Annotated in this window: 14 protein-coding genes; 4 read left to right on the forward strand and 10 right to left on the reverse strand. The window is 35.4% G+C overall.

Annotation, left to right across the window (positions count from 1 at the left end; genetic code table 11):
- Positions 1 to 57 precede the first annotated feature (57 nt).
- Positions 58 to 1,416 (forward strand): L-serine ammonia-lyase, encoded by a 1,359-nt coding sequence (locus RAM17_RS03145; RefSeq protein WP_110448682.1) that lies wholly within the window; start codon positions 58 to 60, stop codon positions 1,414 to 1,416.
- 117 nt (positions 1,417 to 1,533) lie between these two features.
- Here the strand turns inward: RAM17_RS03145 and RAM17_RS03150 are convergent, their stop codons facing one another.
- From RAM17_RS03150 to xerD, 5 genes are all read right to left on the reverse strand, one after another.
- Entirely contained in the window at positions 1,534 to 3,018 is a 1,485-nt protein-coding gene (locus RAM17_RS03150; protein WP_110448683.1) for an NAD(P)H-hydrate dehydratase, read from the reverse strand.
- A 70-nt stretch (positions 3,019 to 3,088) separates the two neighbouring features.
- Positions 3,089 to 4,483 (reverse strand): UDP-N-acetylmuramate:L-alanyl-gamma-D-glutamyl-meso-diaminopimelate ligase, encoded by a 1,395-nt coding sequence (gene mpl / locus RAM17_RS03155; protein ID WP_110448684.1) that lies wholly within the window; start codon positions 4,481 to 4,483, stop codon positions 3,089 to 3,091.
- Between the two features lie 121 nt (positions 4,484 to 4,604).
- Positions 4,605 to 6,338, reverse strand: a complete 1,734-nt coding sequence (recJ, locus tag RAM17_RS03160; protein ID WP_110448685.1) for a single-stranded-DNA-specific exonuclease RecJ — start codon at positions 6,336 to 6,338, stop codon at positions 4,605 to 4,607.
- 80 nt (positions 6,339 to 6,418) lie between these two features.
- Positions 6,419 to 7,123 carry a bifunctional protein-disulfide isomerase/oxidoreductase DsbC gene (gene dsbC / locus RAM17_RS03165; RefSeq protein ID WP_110448686.1) on the reverse strand — a complete coding sequence of 235 codons (705 nt, stop codon included), beginning with the start codon at positions 7,121 to 7,123 and terminating at the stop codon, positions 6,419 to 6,421.
- A gap of 26 nt (positions 7,124 to 7,149) precedes the next feature.
- On the reverse strand, positions 7,150 to 8,064 hold the full coding sequence (xerD, locus tag RAM17_RS03170) for a site-specific tyrosine recombinase XerD (RefSeq protein ID WP_220000109.1): 915 nt from the start codon (positions 8,062 to 8,064) through the stop codon (positions 7,150 to 7,152).
- Between the two features lie 375 nt (positions 8,065 to 8,439).
- Here xerD and RAM17_RS03175 point away from each other — a divergent pair, with 375 nt between their 5' ends.
- Together RAM17_RS03175 and grxB are read left to right on the forward strand one after the other, a co-directional pair.
- Entirely contained in the window at positions 8,440 to 8,901 is a 462-nt protein-coding gene (locus tag RAM17_RS03175; RefSeq protein WP_372339519.1) for a Pr6Pr family membrane protein, read from the forward strand.
- On the forward strand, positions 8,898 to 9,548 hold the full coding sequence (gene grxB, locus RAM17_RS03180; protein WP_110448689.1) for a glutaredoxin 2: 651 nt from the start codon (positions 8,898 to 8,900) through the stop codon (positions 9,546 to 9,548). Before RAM17_RS03175 ends, grxB begins: the two co-directional genes overlap by 4 nt.
- A gap of 146 nt (positions 9,549 to 9,694) precedes the next feature.
- Here grxB and RAM17_RS03185 read toward each other — a convergent pair whose 3' ends face one another.
- Complete coding sequence (locus tag RAM17_RS03185) at positions 9,695 to 10,735, reverse strand: tagatose 1,6-diphosphate aldolase (protein ID WP_110448690.1); 1,041 nt, start codon at positions 10,733 to 10,735, stop codon at positions 9,695 to 9,697.
- A gap of 184 nt (positions 10,736 to 10,919) precedes the next feature.
- Here RAM17_RS03185 and RAM17_RS03190 point away from each other — a divergent pair, with 184 nt between their 5' ends.
- Positions 10,920 to 12,239 carry an MFS transporter gene (locus RAM17_RS03190; RefSeq protein WP_198222093.1) on the forward strand — a complete coding sequence of 440 codons (1,320 nt, stop codon included), beginning with the start codon at positions 10,920 to 10,922 and terminating at the stop codon, positions 12,237 to 12,239.
- Between the two features lie 71 nt (positions 12,240 to 12,310).
- Here the strand turns inward: RAM17_RS03190 and RAM17_RS03195 are convergent, their stop codons facing one another.
- The 4 genes from RAM17_RS03195 to RAM17_RS03210 are packed head-to-tail and all read right to left on the reverse strand — an operon-like array spanning position 12,311 to position 16,459.
- Positions 12,311 to 13,111 carry a pyrroline-5-carboxylate reductase family protein gene (locus tag RAM17_RS03195; protein WP_110448692.1) on the reverse strand — a complete coding sequence of 267 codons (801 nt, stop codon included), beginning with the start codon at positions 13,109 to 13,111 and terminating at the stop codon, positions 12,311 to 12,313.
- Between the two features lie 16 nt (positions 13,112 to 13,127).
- Positions 13,128 to 13,979, reverse strand: a complete 852-nt coding sequence (locus RAM17_RS03200) for a VOC family protein (protein ID WP_110448693.1) — start codon at positions 13,977 to 13,979, stop codon at positions 13,128 to 13,130.
- Between the two features lie 12 nt (positions 13,980 to 13,991).
- On the reverse strand, positions 13,992 to 15,632 hold the full coding sequence (locus RAM17_RS03205; RefSeq protein WP_110448694.1) for an ABC transporter ATP-binding protein: 1,641 nt from the start codon (positions 15,630 to 15,632) through the stop codon (positions 13,992 to 13,994).
- Positions 15,629 to 16,459 (reverse strand): ABC transporter permease, encoded by an 831-nt coding sequence (locus RAM17_RS03210; protein WP_110448695.1) that lies wholly within the window; start codon positions 16,457 to 16,459, stop codon positions 15,629 to 15,631. Before RAM17_RS03210 ends, RAM17_RS03205 begins: the two co-directional genes overlap by 4 nt.
- Between the last annotated feature and the right edge of the window lies 1 nt (position 16,460).

Below are 16,460 nucleotides of genomic sequence, written 5' to 3' on the forward strand. Positions count from 1 at the left end.
TATAAGTCATTTTTAACTATAATTACGAGCAAGTCATTGATTACAAAAAGGGATAAAATGGGTTCGGTTTTTGATATATTCAAAATTGGTATAGGTCCTTCTAGTTCACATACCGTTGGTCCAATGAGAGCAGGTAAGGCATTTATTGATCTACTTATTAATAATGAGCAAATGCCGTTAGTGACTAAAATTGTTGCTGATATTTATGGCTCTTTGTCACTGACAGGTAAAGGTCACCATACTGATGTGGCAATTATTCTCGGATTATCAGGTGAAAAACCTGATACTGTTAATATTGATCAGATCCCCCACATTATTCAAACCATGAATCAATGCTGTCGGCTACCAATATATAATGGTCAATACCAAGTCGATTTTTCCAGTCAAAGCATTATATTTCATTCTACTTTTCTACCATTACACGAAAATGGAATGACGTTAAGTGCTTATCATCATGACAAACTAATTGTGCAAAAGACTTATTATTCAGTGGGTGGTGGTAAAATTGTTGAAGAGGAATTGTTCGGTTTACAAGATCAGAATGCAATAGATGTACCTTACCCTTTTGCAACCGCCGCACAATTATTGCAGCATTGTGATGATAACTCATTGTCGGTATCTAGTATTGTTTTAAAAAATGAGTTACAACATCATACTCATGAGGAAATCATAAATTATTTTTCTTTAGTTGGACAAACAATGCTTGATTGTATTAAGCGAGGCATGAATACCGAAGGATTATTACCTGGTGCTCTTAAGGTTTCTCGTCGAGCAAATGCGTTGTATCGTCAATTATTAACAAGTAAAAGTAATAATGATCCAATGATTATTATCGATTGGGTAAATATGTTTGCACTAGCTGTTAGTGAAGAGAATGCCGCTGGCGGTAGGGTCGTGACAGCACCGACTAATGGGGCTTGCGGTATCATCCCTGCTGTACTGGCATATTACGATAAATTTATTGATCCTGTATCACCTGATATTTTTATTCGTTACTTTTTAACCTGTGGAGCTATTGGATTACTTTATCAAAAAAATGCCTCCATTTCTGGTGCAGAAGTTGGCTGTCAAGGTGAGGTTGGTGTAGCTTGTTCTATGGCGGCAGCAGGATTAGCTGAATTGTTAGGGGGGAATCCTCAACAGGTGTGTATGGCTGCCGAAATTGGTATGGAACATAACTTAGGTTTGACTTGTGATCCCGTTGATGGTCAAGTACAAGTTCCTTGTATTGAACGTAATGCGATTGCAGCAGTGAAAGCCATTAATGCCACTCGGATGGCATTAAGACGTACGACCGCGGCGATTGTTTCGCTTGATAAAGTGATTGAAACTATGTACGAAACAGGCAAAGACATGAATGCTAAATATCGAGAGACTTCTCGTGGCGGGCTAGCTATTACGGTTCATTGTAGTTAATAGTGAATCGTATGAGATGTGACGATTTATCATCAGTAATATTATGATTAAATCATAGCTGTGATTTCATTTATGAAATATTTTTGCAGAGTACTAAAATTGTCCATATTTTTATAGCTAAACGGATAGTACCTCGTTTAGACTATCAATTATATCACTAGCTAATAAACTGTATTTATTTAGTTTTTTAGAAGCAACATCGCCAGCTAAACCATGTAAGTAAACACTTACTGGAGCAGCTTTGGATGGCGGTAGATGTTGAGCTATAAGTCCAGCCATTATTCCTGTTAAAACATCACCAGCACCGCCGGTAGCCATACCACAATTACCAGATTGGTTAATATAAGTGGTTTGTCCAGGTATTGTGACGATGGTTTTTGCATCTTTTAATACGCAGATTACGTTATAGTCTTGCGCAAATTTTTTAGCCGTGTCGACTAAATTATTTTTAATAGCTTCAATTGGTTGTTTAACTAGCCTTGCCATTTCTCCCAAATGAGGGGTAACAATAATAGTTGACTGTGCTTGTTTCAATAATCTTAAATTAGGTACTAACGTATTAAGCCCATCAGCATCGATGATTACTGGAATCCTTGCATGCTGTAATACATACGATAAGATTTTATGAGTATCATCGGATACCCCCATGCCAGGTCCAATAACAATGACTGAAGCCCGATTTATTAGTTCATCAAGTTTTTTTATATCAATTTTATTGGTAATAAATGGGGTTAATAGAACTTCGGGAATTTGGGTTAATAAAATATCACGATTGCACATGGGGGTGTAAATATGTACTAATCCAGCTCCAGTTTTATATGCTGCTTTAGCTGAAAAGTACGCAGCTCCAGACATATTTTCGGAACCAGCGATAACTAATACTTTGCCATAACTACCTTTATGACTATTGTTTGATCTTTGCGGCAATAATTTACTCAACTCATTAGATTGATAAGTATAATGACTGGCTGGAGTATCTGCATAGATGCCGATATCGGCAATAGTGATTTCACCTGCTAATTCAGCCCCTGGATAAAGCGATAAACCAATTTTTGCGTAGGCAAAAGTGACAGTTTGTTTAGCCTTGACCGCAACACCAAGGATTTTTCCTGTATTGCTGCAAAGTCCCGAAGGAATATCAATAGCAAGAACATCGGCACAGCACTGATTTATCCGCTCAATGGCATGAACAAAATTGCCGCTCACTATACGATTAAGCCCTATACCAAAAATAGCATCAACGATAGTAGTATATTCGGTAAAGCATTTTGGGAGTGAAGTGATAAAGTTGATATTATAATGCTGTGCTATTTTAATTTGTTGTAGTGTTTCCTTTGATGCATGTTCTACTTGACCAATTAAATACACATCAACATCAATATGTTGTAATTTGAGTAAGCGAGCTACAGCAATACCATCACCGCCATTATTGCCATATCCACACACTACCGCAATTTTGTTTAAATTATAGTTGTTTTCATTAAGTTGATTTACAACGGCTAATGCTGCTCGTTCCATTAATACTAGTGAAGGTAAGCCAATTTTATTTGCGGTATAAGCATCATAATGCTTCATTTCAGATGAGGTGACTAAGTATTGCATGAGATTACCTCTCTCTGTATATGATATGCCACGTTGCGTGGCAAAATCATATCGGTAGATTAATCAATTATTAGATTAAGGTTTGTTCATCTAATTGATCTTTTAATTGTTGTTTTTTTAAGTTTTCTAAAATTTTATTATGAATGCCATTAAAACCACCATTACTCATAATCAAGATTGCATCAGTTGGTTTAGCTGATTTAGTAATCATCTCAACTAATAAATCAATATCTCCAGACCAATAAGCCGGTTGAATACAAGCATCGACCACATCAGCAACTAACCAAGGTAGTTGTTCTGGTTGAAACATATATATTTCATCTGCACGACCTAATGATGGCGCCAGTTCATCTTTGGATATGCCTAGTTTCATGGTATTCGAACGAGGCTCTAATACTGCCAATATTCGTCGATTTGCACCAATTTTGCTGCGTAATGCTTCTAAAGTCGCTAATATTGCAGTTGGGTGATGGGCAAAATCATCATAAATCTCGATATCATTAACTTCGCCGTATAACTCTAAACGTCTTTTGGCATTCAAAAACGATCCCAGTGCTAAACAAGCATCAGCTGGTTTAATACCTACATTATGTGCCGCGGCAATAGCCATTAAGGCATTATGCATATTGTGTTCACCAACAAGAGAATAGTTAACTTCACCAACCTGTTCATTGTTAAAGTAAACGGCAAACTGGCTAGCATCATTAGCGATTTTTTTCGCCATCCAACCATTTTCTGATTCAGTGAATGATTGTTCACTCCAACAACCTTTTGCTAAAACTTGTTTTAAATTGACATCTTCTTGCGGTGAAATTATCAACCCTTTACTTGGCACTAAACGAACTAAATGATGGAATTGTTTTTGAATTGAACTAAGGTCATCAAAAATATCTGCATGATCAAATTCCAAATTATTCATAATTAACGTTTTTGGGCAATAATGCATAAATTTAGAACGTTTATCAAAAAATGAACAATCATATTCATCGGCTTCAATAACGAAAAAGTTACCTTCACCTAGTCTTGCTGATACTTCAAAATTACCAGGTACGCCACCAATGACAAAACCTTGGTTATAACCTTGTTTCTCTAAAATCCAGTTAACCATACCGGCAGTGGTTGTTTTACCATGTGTTCCAGCAACCGCAATCACCCAGCGTTCGCGTAAAACATTGTCATGTAACCATTGAGGTGCAGAAACATAAGGAATATTTTTGTCTAAAATATATTCAACACAAGGATTTCCTCTTGATAACGCATTACCAATAATCACCAGATCAGGAGTAGGGTTTAATTGTGAAGGGTCATCTCCTTCAATAATATTAATATGTTCTTTTTGTAGCAGCGTACTCATTGGTGGGTAAACATTTTTGTCTGAACCCGTGACTTTATGACCCAATGAGCGAGCGATTAATGCAATGCCTCCCATGAATGTGCCACAAATCCCAAGAATATGAATATGCATTTTTTGGTCCTTAATGTTGTATAAAATATTGTACTGATGATAAAACTTATCTGTTGCCAGTATTTTTAGTTAACTGATTTGATTTTTGTAGAAAATTATAATTATAGTCGATTTTAATCGCTTATGCGATAGGCCAAATATGCCTAATCATCAATTTTGCCGTCTGATTTCCTCGAAAGTCATCAACATCTAATTGATAGACAATTTTTACATTTTTTATTGTATTATCTGGCCATTGCGTTAAATTTACATTGAAACATATGCCTTCAATAATAGGGCCACCGTTTTTCGGTTCTAATACTAATCTAAGATGTTTTTCAGCAAATAAACGTTGTTGATGGACAATAAAATCGCCATCGAATGTCGGTTCTGTAAATCCTTCGCCCCATGGACCCGATTCTTTTAATTGTTTAGCCATCGCATAATTAAAATCTTGGCTGTCTACCTCACCATCGGTTTCTATTATTTGTTCAAGCGTATTTGCATTTAAACGTTTATCTATTAGTGTTTCAAAATGTTTTCGAAATCGTTCTAAATCGTTTTCGCGAATGCTTAATCCGACCGCCATGGCATGTCCACCAAAACTCACCAGAAGATCGGGATGGTTTTGATCCAGTTCATCAAGTAAATCTCGTAAGTGAATACCGGCTATTGAGCGTCCTGAACCTTTTAGTATCCCTTCTTCAGTAGATGCAAAGCAAATAACTGGCCGATAATGTTTATCTTTTAAACGAGCTGATAAGATGCCAATGATACCTTGGTGCCATTCAGGATGATAGACAACTAATAAGTTTGGGAAAGAGGATTGTTGTTGCTCTAACCCTTGGATATAGGATAATGCTTCTTTATACATCGTTTGTTCAATTAACTTACGATCATTATTTAGCATATCTAAATCACTAGCTTGTTTAAGAGCACTATCGTAGTCGTCACATAACAATAATTCAACACTAAGAGACATGTTATCCATTCGCCCTGCAGCATTAAGCCGTGGGGCAATATAATAAGCTAGATCGGTTGAGGTAAAGGATACCGGATCTTTTCGAGCAATATGTAATAGTGCTTTTATTCCTGCACAGCAATAACCAGATCGGATTCGATTAATACCTTGATGAACCAATATTCGGTTATTGTGATCAAGTTTTACCACATCAGCAATAGTACCTAACGCGACTAAATCTAACAAACTAGCGATGTTGTATTCTTCTAAATTATGTGTTCTGAACCAGTTTTCTTGGCGTAATTTTGCTCGTAAAGCTGACATAAAATAAAATGCAACACCGACACCAGCTAAGTGCTTAGATGGAAAAGAGCAGTTTGGTAAGTTAGGATTAATGATTGCATCAGCTGCGGGTAATTGCTCAGGACATAAGTGATGGTCAGTAATGATTACAGTTAAGTTTGATTGTTTTGCAAATTCAACCGCTTCAATAGCGGAAACACCATTATCAACAGTAATAATTAGATCGGCTTTTTTTAACAGTGCTCTTTTTATAACACTTATACTTAAACCATATCCATCATCAAATCGATTCGGAATGATATAATCGACATGTTGGCATCCCATCTTTTTTAACGCTTTCACCGTTAGTGCAGTACTGGTTGCACCATCAGTATCAAAATCACCGACAATCATAATCCGCTTGTTATTCTGCATAGCTGAATAAACAATTTCGACAGCGGTTTGGGTACCATCTAAGTTGTCATAATTACATAAGTTACGCGTTGTATAATCTAACTCTTGCATAGATGTTATTCCACGTAATGCATAGACTCGTTGCAATAAGAGTGGGATATCCGGTGACAATTCAGGTAACGCTTCAGGTAATTGGCGGTGTGTTAATTTATTTTTCATATTTTAAATGTTAGCGCACGTGCGCTAACATACTTTTCTTATTTTATATTTAAATTTTAATTGCTATAAATTATAACTTATTAATTTTTTGCTTTCTTTTTTAAAATTTCGATTAATTTATCAGCAGGGACATAGCCTGAAACTAATTGTCCATCAGGTAGTACTAATGCAGGCGTACCACTGATACCTAATTTTTTACCAACGTTAAATTGTTGTGTTACATAAGGTACCATGCTATTTGCTGGAGAAATTGAATTACCCTTATAGGCATTATCAAAAGCAGCTTTACGATCGGCAACACTCCAAATAGATTGCATATTTTTACCTACATCACTATTAGCACCGGCTCGAGGAAAGGCAAAATAGTGCACAGAGATACCCGCATCTAAGTATTGATTTATATTTTCATGAAGTAATTTACAATAGTGACAAGTGTAATCGGTGAAAACCGAAATAATATATTTTTCTTTTGGTGCTTTATAAACAATGGCATCTTTTTCAATTGATTTCATTAATTTTAAGTTATTACTGTTAGCAATATTTACTGGTTCACCGCCTTCAAGACTATAGATTGGTCCTTGAGTTAAAAATTTACCATCATCTGTGACATAGAAAATGCCCTCAGGAGTTATAACACTTTTTAAACCTTGTACTGGGTTATTTTCGATAGTAATTTCTTTATTAGAAAAACCTAATTTTTCCATCGATTTGGTTATATCGGCGTTATTGGCTAATACTGAAGTTGAGATTAATGCTAAACCTAAACTTATGACTAATTTTTTCATTCAGTTATCCTTAGTTATCTAAACTGTTATGCACGAGGATGATGTTTGCTGTGCAATTGTTTTAATCTTTCTGTTGCAACATGTGTATAAATTTGTGTAGTTGATAAACTACTGTGCCCTAGTAACATTTGTACTACTCGTAAATCGGCGCCATGATTAAGCAGATGCGTTGCAAAGGCGTGCCTAAGTACATGAGGTGAAAGGGCTTCGATATTAATGCCGGTTAGTATGGCATAATATTTGATTCTATGCCAGAATGTCTGTCGTGTCATTTTCTTGCCTAAACGACTTGGAAAAAGCACATCAACTGGGCCATTTTTTAGTAGATTATTGCGCGCATATTTGAAATAGTATTCAAGCCAATAGATTGCTTCTTCACCTAAAGGAACTAAACGTTCTTTATTGCCTTTGCCTACAACTCGTACTACTCCTTGCCTTAGGCTGACGTCACTAATTTCTAAGTTAACTAATTCTGAAACTCGTAATCCTGTAGCATAAAGCACCTCTAACATAGCTTTATCTCTCAGCTCAATTGGATCATCAATACTTGGTGATTCTAGTAGGGCATCAACCTGTAATTCAGTTAAGTCTTTAGGTAACTTTTTGGGTAATTTGGGTGATGACAATATAGCTGATGGATCATCGGTACGATAGTTTTCTTGATATAGATATTGGAAGAAACGTTTAGTCGCACTCAATAAACGTGCCGAACTACTCGCTTTATAACCATCTTTAACTCGTTGTAGTAAAAATTCTTGTAAGTTAATGGATTGTGCTGTGAGAAAATTAACTTGTTGTAATTGTAGTGATTGGCTTAGTGCAAGAAGATCAAGTTTGTAAGATTCAATCGTGTTTTCAGCAAGATTTCGTTCTAACCAAATTGAGTCTAGAAATTGTTCAATTAATATTTTATTTTGTGATGATATATCTTTATCAGACATTAAAAGCCAACTCATTTTTAATAGTTGTTAACATTATATACTAACTGTCAATAACTTGAAGTTGTCACATTATTATTGTGTTTGGAATGCATAAAAAACGAAACGTTTAATTAATGAAAAAATTAACTTTAGTTGATATTGAAATAATATTTTGTATCTTTTCTATAGCCTACTATATACTGAATTATCTGTTATTTTTTATAATAAGTTATGTTAAAACGAAATATTAATCTTTTTATTGCGTTATATGCTTTTTTTATTATTGGTCTTGAAACTTATATTTATTGGCATACAAAGCTGAGACCGTGGCAACCAAGTACTCCAACTGGGCGAATAATATTTTACTACAGTTTTTTTACAGTACTTTCTAATCTAATGTTGGCATTTAGTTGCCTATGCTTAACTTTCAATCCTAACTGTAATCGATATAGTTTCAAGGTGATACGCTTGAATGGTTTAGTCGGGGTGATTATAACCGCGATAGTTTATAACTTAATTTTAAGGGGAATACATAAACCACCTAATACGTTATTACAATTTGCCAATGAAAGTTTACATGTGATTCTGCCGATTATTGGCGTATTAAGTTGGTTAGTTTGGGGACCATTTCGACGTATTCAATTTAATGTCATTGTTGGCTCGTTTTTGTCGATGTTAGTTTATGGTATTTATATTTTTATACGAGGTTATCTTACTAATCAATATCCATATCCTTTTATTAATGTGGTTAGGGTTGGATATATTAAAGCGCTATATGCTGCAGGATCGGTTTTTGTGCTGTTTTTAGGGCTGGCTCTTTTGTTATGGGCCATTGATTGTTTTAGGAGAAGAATATGAAATTGTATATTTATGAACATTGTCCTTTTTGTGTACGGGCAAGAATGATTTTTGGTTTAAAAAATATTTCAGTTGAACAGCATGTCTTTCTCAGTGATGACGTTAAATCACCAACAAGTATGATTGGTGAAAAAATGGTGCCGATCTTACAAAAGGAAGATGGCAGCTATATGCCAGAAAGTCTTGATATTGTTGCTTATGTTGATAGTAATTACGGTGAAAGCCATGTCTTAATTGGAGCTAAAAATCCAGAAATAGAAGTATTAATTAAACAATTTCAACAATATGATTATAAGTTAGAGTGTCCTCGATATGTAAAATTAGGCTTGGCTGAATTTGCCACTCAAGCTGCTATTGATAATTTTATTACTAATAAGAGTAAAAAATTGGGTTCGTTTGCTGATTGTCTTGCAGAAACTGAAACATTAATTGCTAAGATATCTGATTTATTAAATCAGCTTGAACCATTAATTGTGACGTCGAATGCATGTAATGGCACATTATCTTGGGATGATATATGTTTATTCCCGATATTACGTAATCTAACCTGTGTTAAGGGTCTTATTTTTCCTACTAAAATTAAAGCCTATTTAGAGTCAATGTCTGAGCTAAGTAAGGTAAATCTGTTTTTTGATCAGGCGGTTTAATAAAAAGTAGAATTCAATTGCATGTGGGGCTGATGATTAGCTGATATGCAAATTGTTCATTAATAAGAAGAGTACAAGAAAAATAGGATAAAACTTGTACTCTTATCTGTTATTAAAGTTATTTATATAAATCTCTACAAAAACGATTAATTACTTAATTTAAGATCAATAATTTCAAGCTTGTCTTTTCCACCATATACATCGTACCAAGGGGTTGCATATTGTTTTAAAATCTTATTAAGTTGTTCAACATTTTCACGTCCGATGGTATCAAGCCAATGTTTTAAACCGTCTTTACCATTTTTTGCATATGCCTCAATCCCTTCAAACCAAGTGGCTCGACCACCCAGAATACCGCTATATTTGGCACCATGTTCACCGGCAAAAATGAGTTCTTCATGGAAAGTTTTGGTTGGTACGCCTGCACTTAAATAGATGAAAGGACGAGTGGCAACATCACTTGCTTGTTTGAAATAATCGGCTGCTTCTTGTTGTGAATAAACTACTGGATTACTATCGTTAAATCCTGCAACGTTTTTGAATAATACTGGCACTTCAACTTTAAGTATATCAATGTAATAGTGATCTTTAGTAAATTCTTCAATTGTCTTGATAACTTTTTGGGGTTTTATTTTTGCGAATTCTGGGCTTTTATCATCAGTTACCACGTTATCATAAACAATAGGTTCAACAAATACCGGAATATCGGCCGCCCTCGCTTCATTGCCTAAACGTTCTAAAAAGGCGTGTTTTTTATCTAAAATATCTTGCGGATCGTCAGGATTATAATAGACCAGTACTTTCGCTGCATCAGCACCTTTTTGAATTAGGCGTTGAAGTGAATCTTCCGGTAAAATATCTGGTAAACGTCCTGGTGTATTGGCATCGTATCCAGTTTTTTCATAAGACATAATTAAACCAGCATTTTTATTTTTTGCTGCCATGCCTTTAAAACCGAGTTCTTCATCCAGTAAAATGGCACTAACATATTTGGTTAATTCCTGAGAAACAAGCTCTTTAAATTCATACACCATATCAATATTATAATGTTCTTGACCTACAGCATTTTGCATCATTTTTACCATTGAACCACGTTGATCGATTGCTAATGCTGCAATTACGCCATCCTGGTTAGATAATTGTTGCATACGGTTGAATTTTCCACGAGAAATGCGTTTTGTTGCCATTTTAAAACTCTCCATTTAATAAGATTTTTTCATTGTAGGTTTTTATTTGGCCAATTATTAATCATTTAGTGCTAGTTTTAATTTTGTGTGAACTTTTTGATATTTTCTTTTAAATGGCAATTTGTTACGGTATATTGGTACAGATTAATAGACTGTGTGTAAAAAAATATTTACAGGGATGATTATGCCAGATTCAGCAATAGTTACAAATATGCGAACATTAAATAATCAAGATTATAAAACGTTAGCCCTATCAGCATTAGGTGGTGCATTAGAATTTTATGATTTTATTATATTTGTCTTTTTTTCAATTACGATAAGCCATCTATTTTTTCCGGATGATATGCCTGCATGGTTAAGTCAAGTTCAAACTTTTGGCATATTTGCTGCTGGTTATTTGATTCGTCCTTTTGGTGGTATTGTGATGGCTCACTTTGGTGATATGTTTGGTCGCAAAAGAATGTTTACACTTAGTATTCTATTAATGGCGTTACCAACATTATTTATTGGTTGTTTGCCTACTTATGCCAATATCGGTATTTTTGCACCATTATTACTCTTAATGATGCGATTATGCCAGGGGCTCGCGGTAGGTGGTGAAGTGCCTGGGGCGTGGACATTTGTTGCTGAACATGTACCTAAAAACAAAATTGGCCTAGCCTGTGGTATTTTAACTAGTGGTTTAAGTTTAGGTATTTTGCTGGGGTCATTAGTATCAACCATAATGAGTAAAAGTGTATCAATAGAACAAATGAATGATTGGGGCTGGCGAATTCCATTCATTATTGGTGGTATCTTTGGTTTAATTGCCATGTATCTTCGCCGTTGGTTAAAAGAGACACCTATTTTTCTAGAAATTCAAAAACGTAAGAATGAAGAATTATCTAAAAAATTACCTGTGATAACCGTTTTAACTCAGTATTTACCACAAACTATTTTATCAATGTTACTAACTTGGGTGTTATCTGCCGGTATTATGGTGATAATGTTAATGACTCCAATTTTATTACAAAAGCAATTTGGTTTTTCGGCAATTGACGCTTTACAAGGTAATATATTAGCTATCATTGGACTTATCATTAGTTGTACGTTTTATGGCATGATGATGGATAAATTTGCAATGGGCAAAGTGCTGGTTATTGGTTGTAGTATTGCTGCTATCATGATTGCTATATTTTATTTATCATTAGAAAACGCGAATCTTCTCTTTATCACTTATTTCTTAGCCGGTTTTAGTGTCGGAATTGTTGGCTCTTTTGCTTATTTTATGGTTAAGGTATTCCCAACTCAGGTTCGCTATAGTGGTGTATCTTTTTCATTTAATATGGCTTACGCTATTGCTGGTGGTTTAACCCCATTACTGATCTCATTTTTTAGTGATTTTGTTAGTAAAATGGCACCGGCCATTTATGTGGTTGGATTATTTGTATTAGGCGCATTAATCGGACTGTTCTTATTAGTTAATAACAATAGCCAAAAATATGTGGCAAAAGATATTGCTTAACTTCTGATAGGAAAAGAAAAATTTTGAGGAACAGTTTTTTTATGTTCCTCAAAAATCATATTTAGACTATTTCACTGATTTTTGCCAAGCTCAACTGTTCGTATTACACCAGCTTTAACACTGCGCTGTAATCCTGCTGCGAAGTCACTGTTATTAAGTTCATACAAACTGTGTATACCCACCCCAGCAGGTGAATTATTTATATCGAGCAATTGTCTTGGATGTTTTTGACTCAATTGCAGCATTGAGGCTGCACCGTGCAAATTTTCAAGAGCAATTCGTTTGGCCATGTCTCGGGGTAAGCCCACTAAAACACCTGCATCAACAAGAGATTCGTAAAAATAATATATATAATTAGGTCCTGCAACCGCATAACCAGTAAAAATATCTAGTAGTGATTCATCAATATATTCTAGTTTCCCAAAGCTATTGAAAAATTGAGTAACAGATTTCTGTTTTGCAACTGCCTGCTCATTAACATCGGTAGCAATACCGGAATAACCAAAACCGGTATCGGTGAGTGTGTTGGGAATCGTTCTAATAACAGGGATATCGACTTTTAATGATGCTTTTATTTGCGCAATTGTGACTCCAGCAATAATTGAAATGATAATGGTATTTCTGTTATTAGTACCAAATTGTTGAACAATGTCACTCCACGAATCTTGAGGTCGCACCCCTAACACAATAATATCTGTATTGACTATTTTGCTAGTAGGTGTAACTCCATAAGTTAATTGTAAATAGTCTAAACGAGATTTAACAATATCGTTCACTAAGATATTTTTTGGCTCATACGCTTTATTTTTTATTAATGCTCTAATAATCGCTTCCGACATATGGCCACTGCCTATAAATAAAATTTTACTCATATTTATCGGTTCCTGTTTATAATTGGCTAAAAATCATAACAACACCATATGTTTCACTAGCTGGTACGACAATAGTGTTATTTTGTAAATCAAATTTTATTTTCCCACTCTCAAGGGCTTGTTGAGTTTGTGATAATGATTTGGTTGTAAAACATAAAGCAACTTTACGATCTTGGTCATTGTTCGCTTTGCTTAAGGATGAGCCAAAAAGACGCTGTGTTGCGCTTGGTGTAAGGTAATCGATATATTTGTCATCCGCTTTTAGCCGAACGCCTCCGTCGACATCGATAATTTTTACCGACGGAAATGTTTTTTCAAGTAACTTAATTGAGGAAAGGGGATTTTTAGCTTCAATGATAACTTGATTAATATTGATTACCCCATTTGGATGGTTTTGCCATTCTTTACGCCACACTAATTCTGGTGTTAATTGGTCACAAAAAAAGATTTGTCCATTTGGTGTATAATTAGGATCAAGTCTGACAGTTTTGAAACAAGCATCAGCTAATGTGCCATCATTTAATTCGACTGGTCTATAAAAGGATCGCGGTTCTTCACCTTCAACTTTTATACCATTATTAACGAGTTGTTGATAAAGCTCATCGGCATTTGAGGTTTTAAAGACCAAGCCAGTTAGTCCATTAGCAAACCGCCAACTTTTATCAACTTTATTGGCATTTTGCGGTTCAAAACCTAAAAGTTCAAGATAGGTAGTCGAAAAAATGGCTAAATTGTTACTGGTGCCTAACGAATGGTGTCCTCGTGGGGTGATGGTAAAACCCAGCTTTTGATATTGAAAATTTGCTTTATTAAGCTGATCTGATACGGTGATTACAACATGATCAATTTGTGGGGTAAGTGTTGTCATTATATTCACTCCTTAAATATGAATAGCAGGGGACATATCAATTAGTCGAGGTGGATTCCAACCTTTTCCTGGTACCGCAGCCAATAAATTTTTGGTGTAAGGTTGCGATGGATTTAAAAAGACTTGTGATGCGATACCTTGCTCAACAATTTTGCCTGATTTCATTACCAGAATATGATCACAAATTTGTGCAGCAACTCGCAGATCATGGGTAATAAATAGCACTGTTAAGCCAAGTTTTTTACGTAATTCGCTTAATAGTTCCAGTACTTGTGCTTGTACTGAAACATCAAGTGCTGACACAGGTTCATCGGCAATCAATATTTTAGGTTCCAATGCGAGTGCTCGAGCAAGTCCTATTCGTTGTCGTTGTCCTCCTGAAAACTCATGAGGGTAACGGTTTAACGCTTCACTTTCTAAGCCAACCATGTTGAATAACTCTTTTGCTTTCTTTATTGCGTCTTGTTTGGTTATTCCGTGCAGTATTGGCCCAATAGTAACTTGGTCACCGACTTTTCGACGAGGATTTAATGATGCATAAGGATCTTGAAATACCATCTGGATATGACGTGCATAGTGTTTAAGTTTATTACCTTTTAAGTTACTAATATCTTCTTTTTCAAAGTGGATTTGACCACTATCTATTTCCAATAATTTAATGATACATCTGGCTAATGTTGATTTACCTGAACCACTCTCGCCAACAATTCCCAACGTACTACCTTTATGTAACTTAAAACTCACATCATTCACAGCATAGGTTGTGCGCCGATTTTTTTTGAAAAAACTACTTTTGTGATAAACCTTTGAAAGATTATTTACTTCTAGAATAATTTCCTTGTTAATAAGACGAACATCTCCTGGCGTAAGTGGTGGAACTGCAGCAATTAATCCTTGTGTATAATGATGGTTGGGATGATTTAATAGTTCCTCCGCAACGCCTTGCTCAACAATCTGTCCTTGTTGCATAACCGCAACGCGAGTTGCAATATCGGCGACTACACCAAAATCATGAGTAATAAATAAGACCGCTGTTCCTTTACGTGATTGTAATTCGCTAATCAGTTTTAAAATGCAAGCTTGAGTTGTAACATCTAAAGCAGTTGTTGGTTCATCGGCAATTAAAATAGCCGGTTCTAATGCTAAGGCCATGGCAATCATAGTTCGTTGACGTTGTCCTCCAGAAAGCTGGTGAGGATAAGCATTAGCAACCGATATAGGATTTGGCATTTGCACATCTGTTAACAAGGATATAACTTTCTGATTAATATCTTTTTTACTTAAATTAGTATGTATGGTAAACATTTCACTAATTTGGTTAGCGATGGTTTTTAATGGATTTAATGCTGTCATGGGATCTTGAAATACCATGCCGATATGTGCACCACGGATTTTACGCATTTGTTCGTCATTATAGGTGAGTAAATTATTGCCATCGAAATCGATTTTACCTTGAGAAGCCGTAACCCCATCAGGTAATAGTCCCATGATTGCATTAGATAATAAAGATTTACCCGATCCACTTTCACCGACGATACAGAGTATTTCATTAGCATAAAGATCTAGTGATACATCATTAACAGCATATTTTCGATCCGAACCTTGAGGTAAAGTTATGGTTAAATTTTTAATAGATAGTTTTTTTTGATTCATCTCTTTTTTAACCTCGGGTTGAGTGCATCATTTATTCCTTGTCCTACTAATGACGTCGATAAAACAGTTAATAATATTGCTATTCCCGGAATAGCTGAAACATACCATTGTTGACGTAATACCAGACGCCCATTCCCAACTAGATTTCCCCATGAGGAAATATTCGGATCAGAAAGATTTAAAAAGGCAAGTGCACTTTCCATTAATATCGAAGTAGATAAAATAACACTGGCATACATAATTACCGGTGGTAATGCATTAGGTAAGATTTCTTTAAACATAAGTCTAGTTGAACTCATACCAATAGTTTTGCCTGCTTGGACAAATTCACGATTGCGTAATGATAAAAATTCGGCTCGAGTTAGTCTTGCAACAGGTGGCCAAGAAACCACGCCAATTGCAATCACTACAATATTTATGGTTGAACCAAATATCGCCACTGCAACTAACAAAAGTAAAAAATTTGGTAAAATTTGGAATGCTTCTGTCAGGCGCATAAGTATGTCATCAACCCATCGGCCATAGAACCCAGCGATGGCGCCAATGATCACCCCGATAACCATTGCTATCAATGTAGAGATAAGCCCAATAATAAGCGATACCTTAGCACCATGAAAAAGTTGTGCGGCAATATTGCGTCCAGCTTGATCGGTTCCTAGGATAAATTTAGGATTGGAAAATGGCCATTGTAAAGGACGGCCAGCTAAACGAAGTGGGTTACCCGGGAAAATCCAATCAGCAGTTAAGGCAATGATAATAATTAATACCAGTAAAATTGTGCCAATTCTAGCGATTGGACTGCGGAAATAATCTTTTAATATCGCCATT

Source organism: Gilliamella apis, from assembly GCF_030758615.1.
GTDB lineage: Bacteria > Pseudomonadota > Gammaproteobacteria > Enterobacterales > Orbaceae > Gilliamella > Gilliamella apis_A.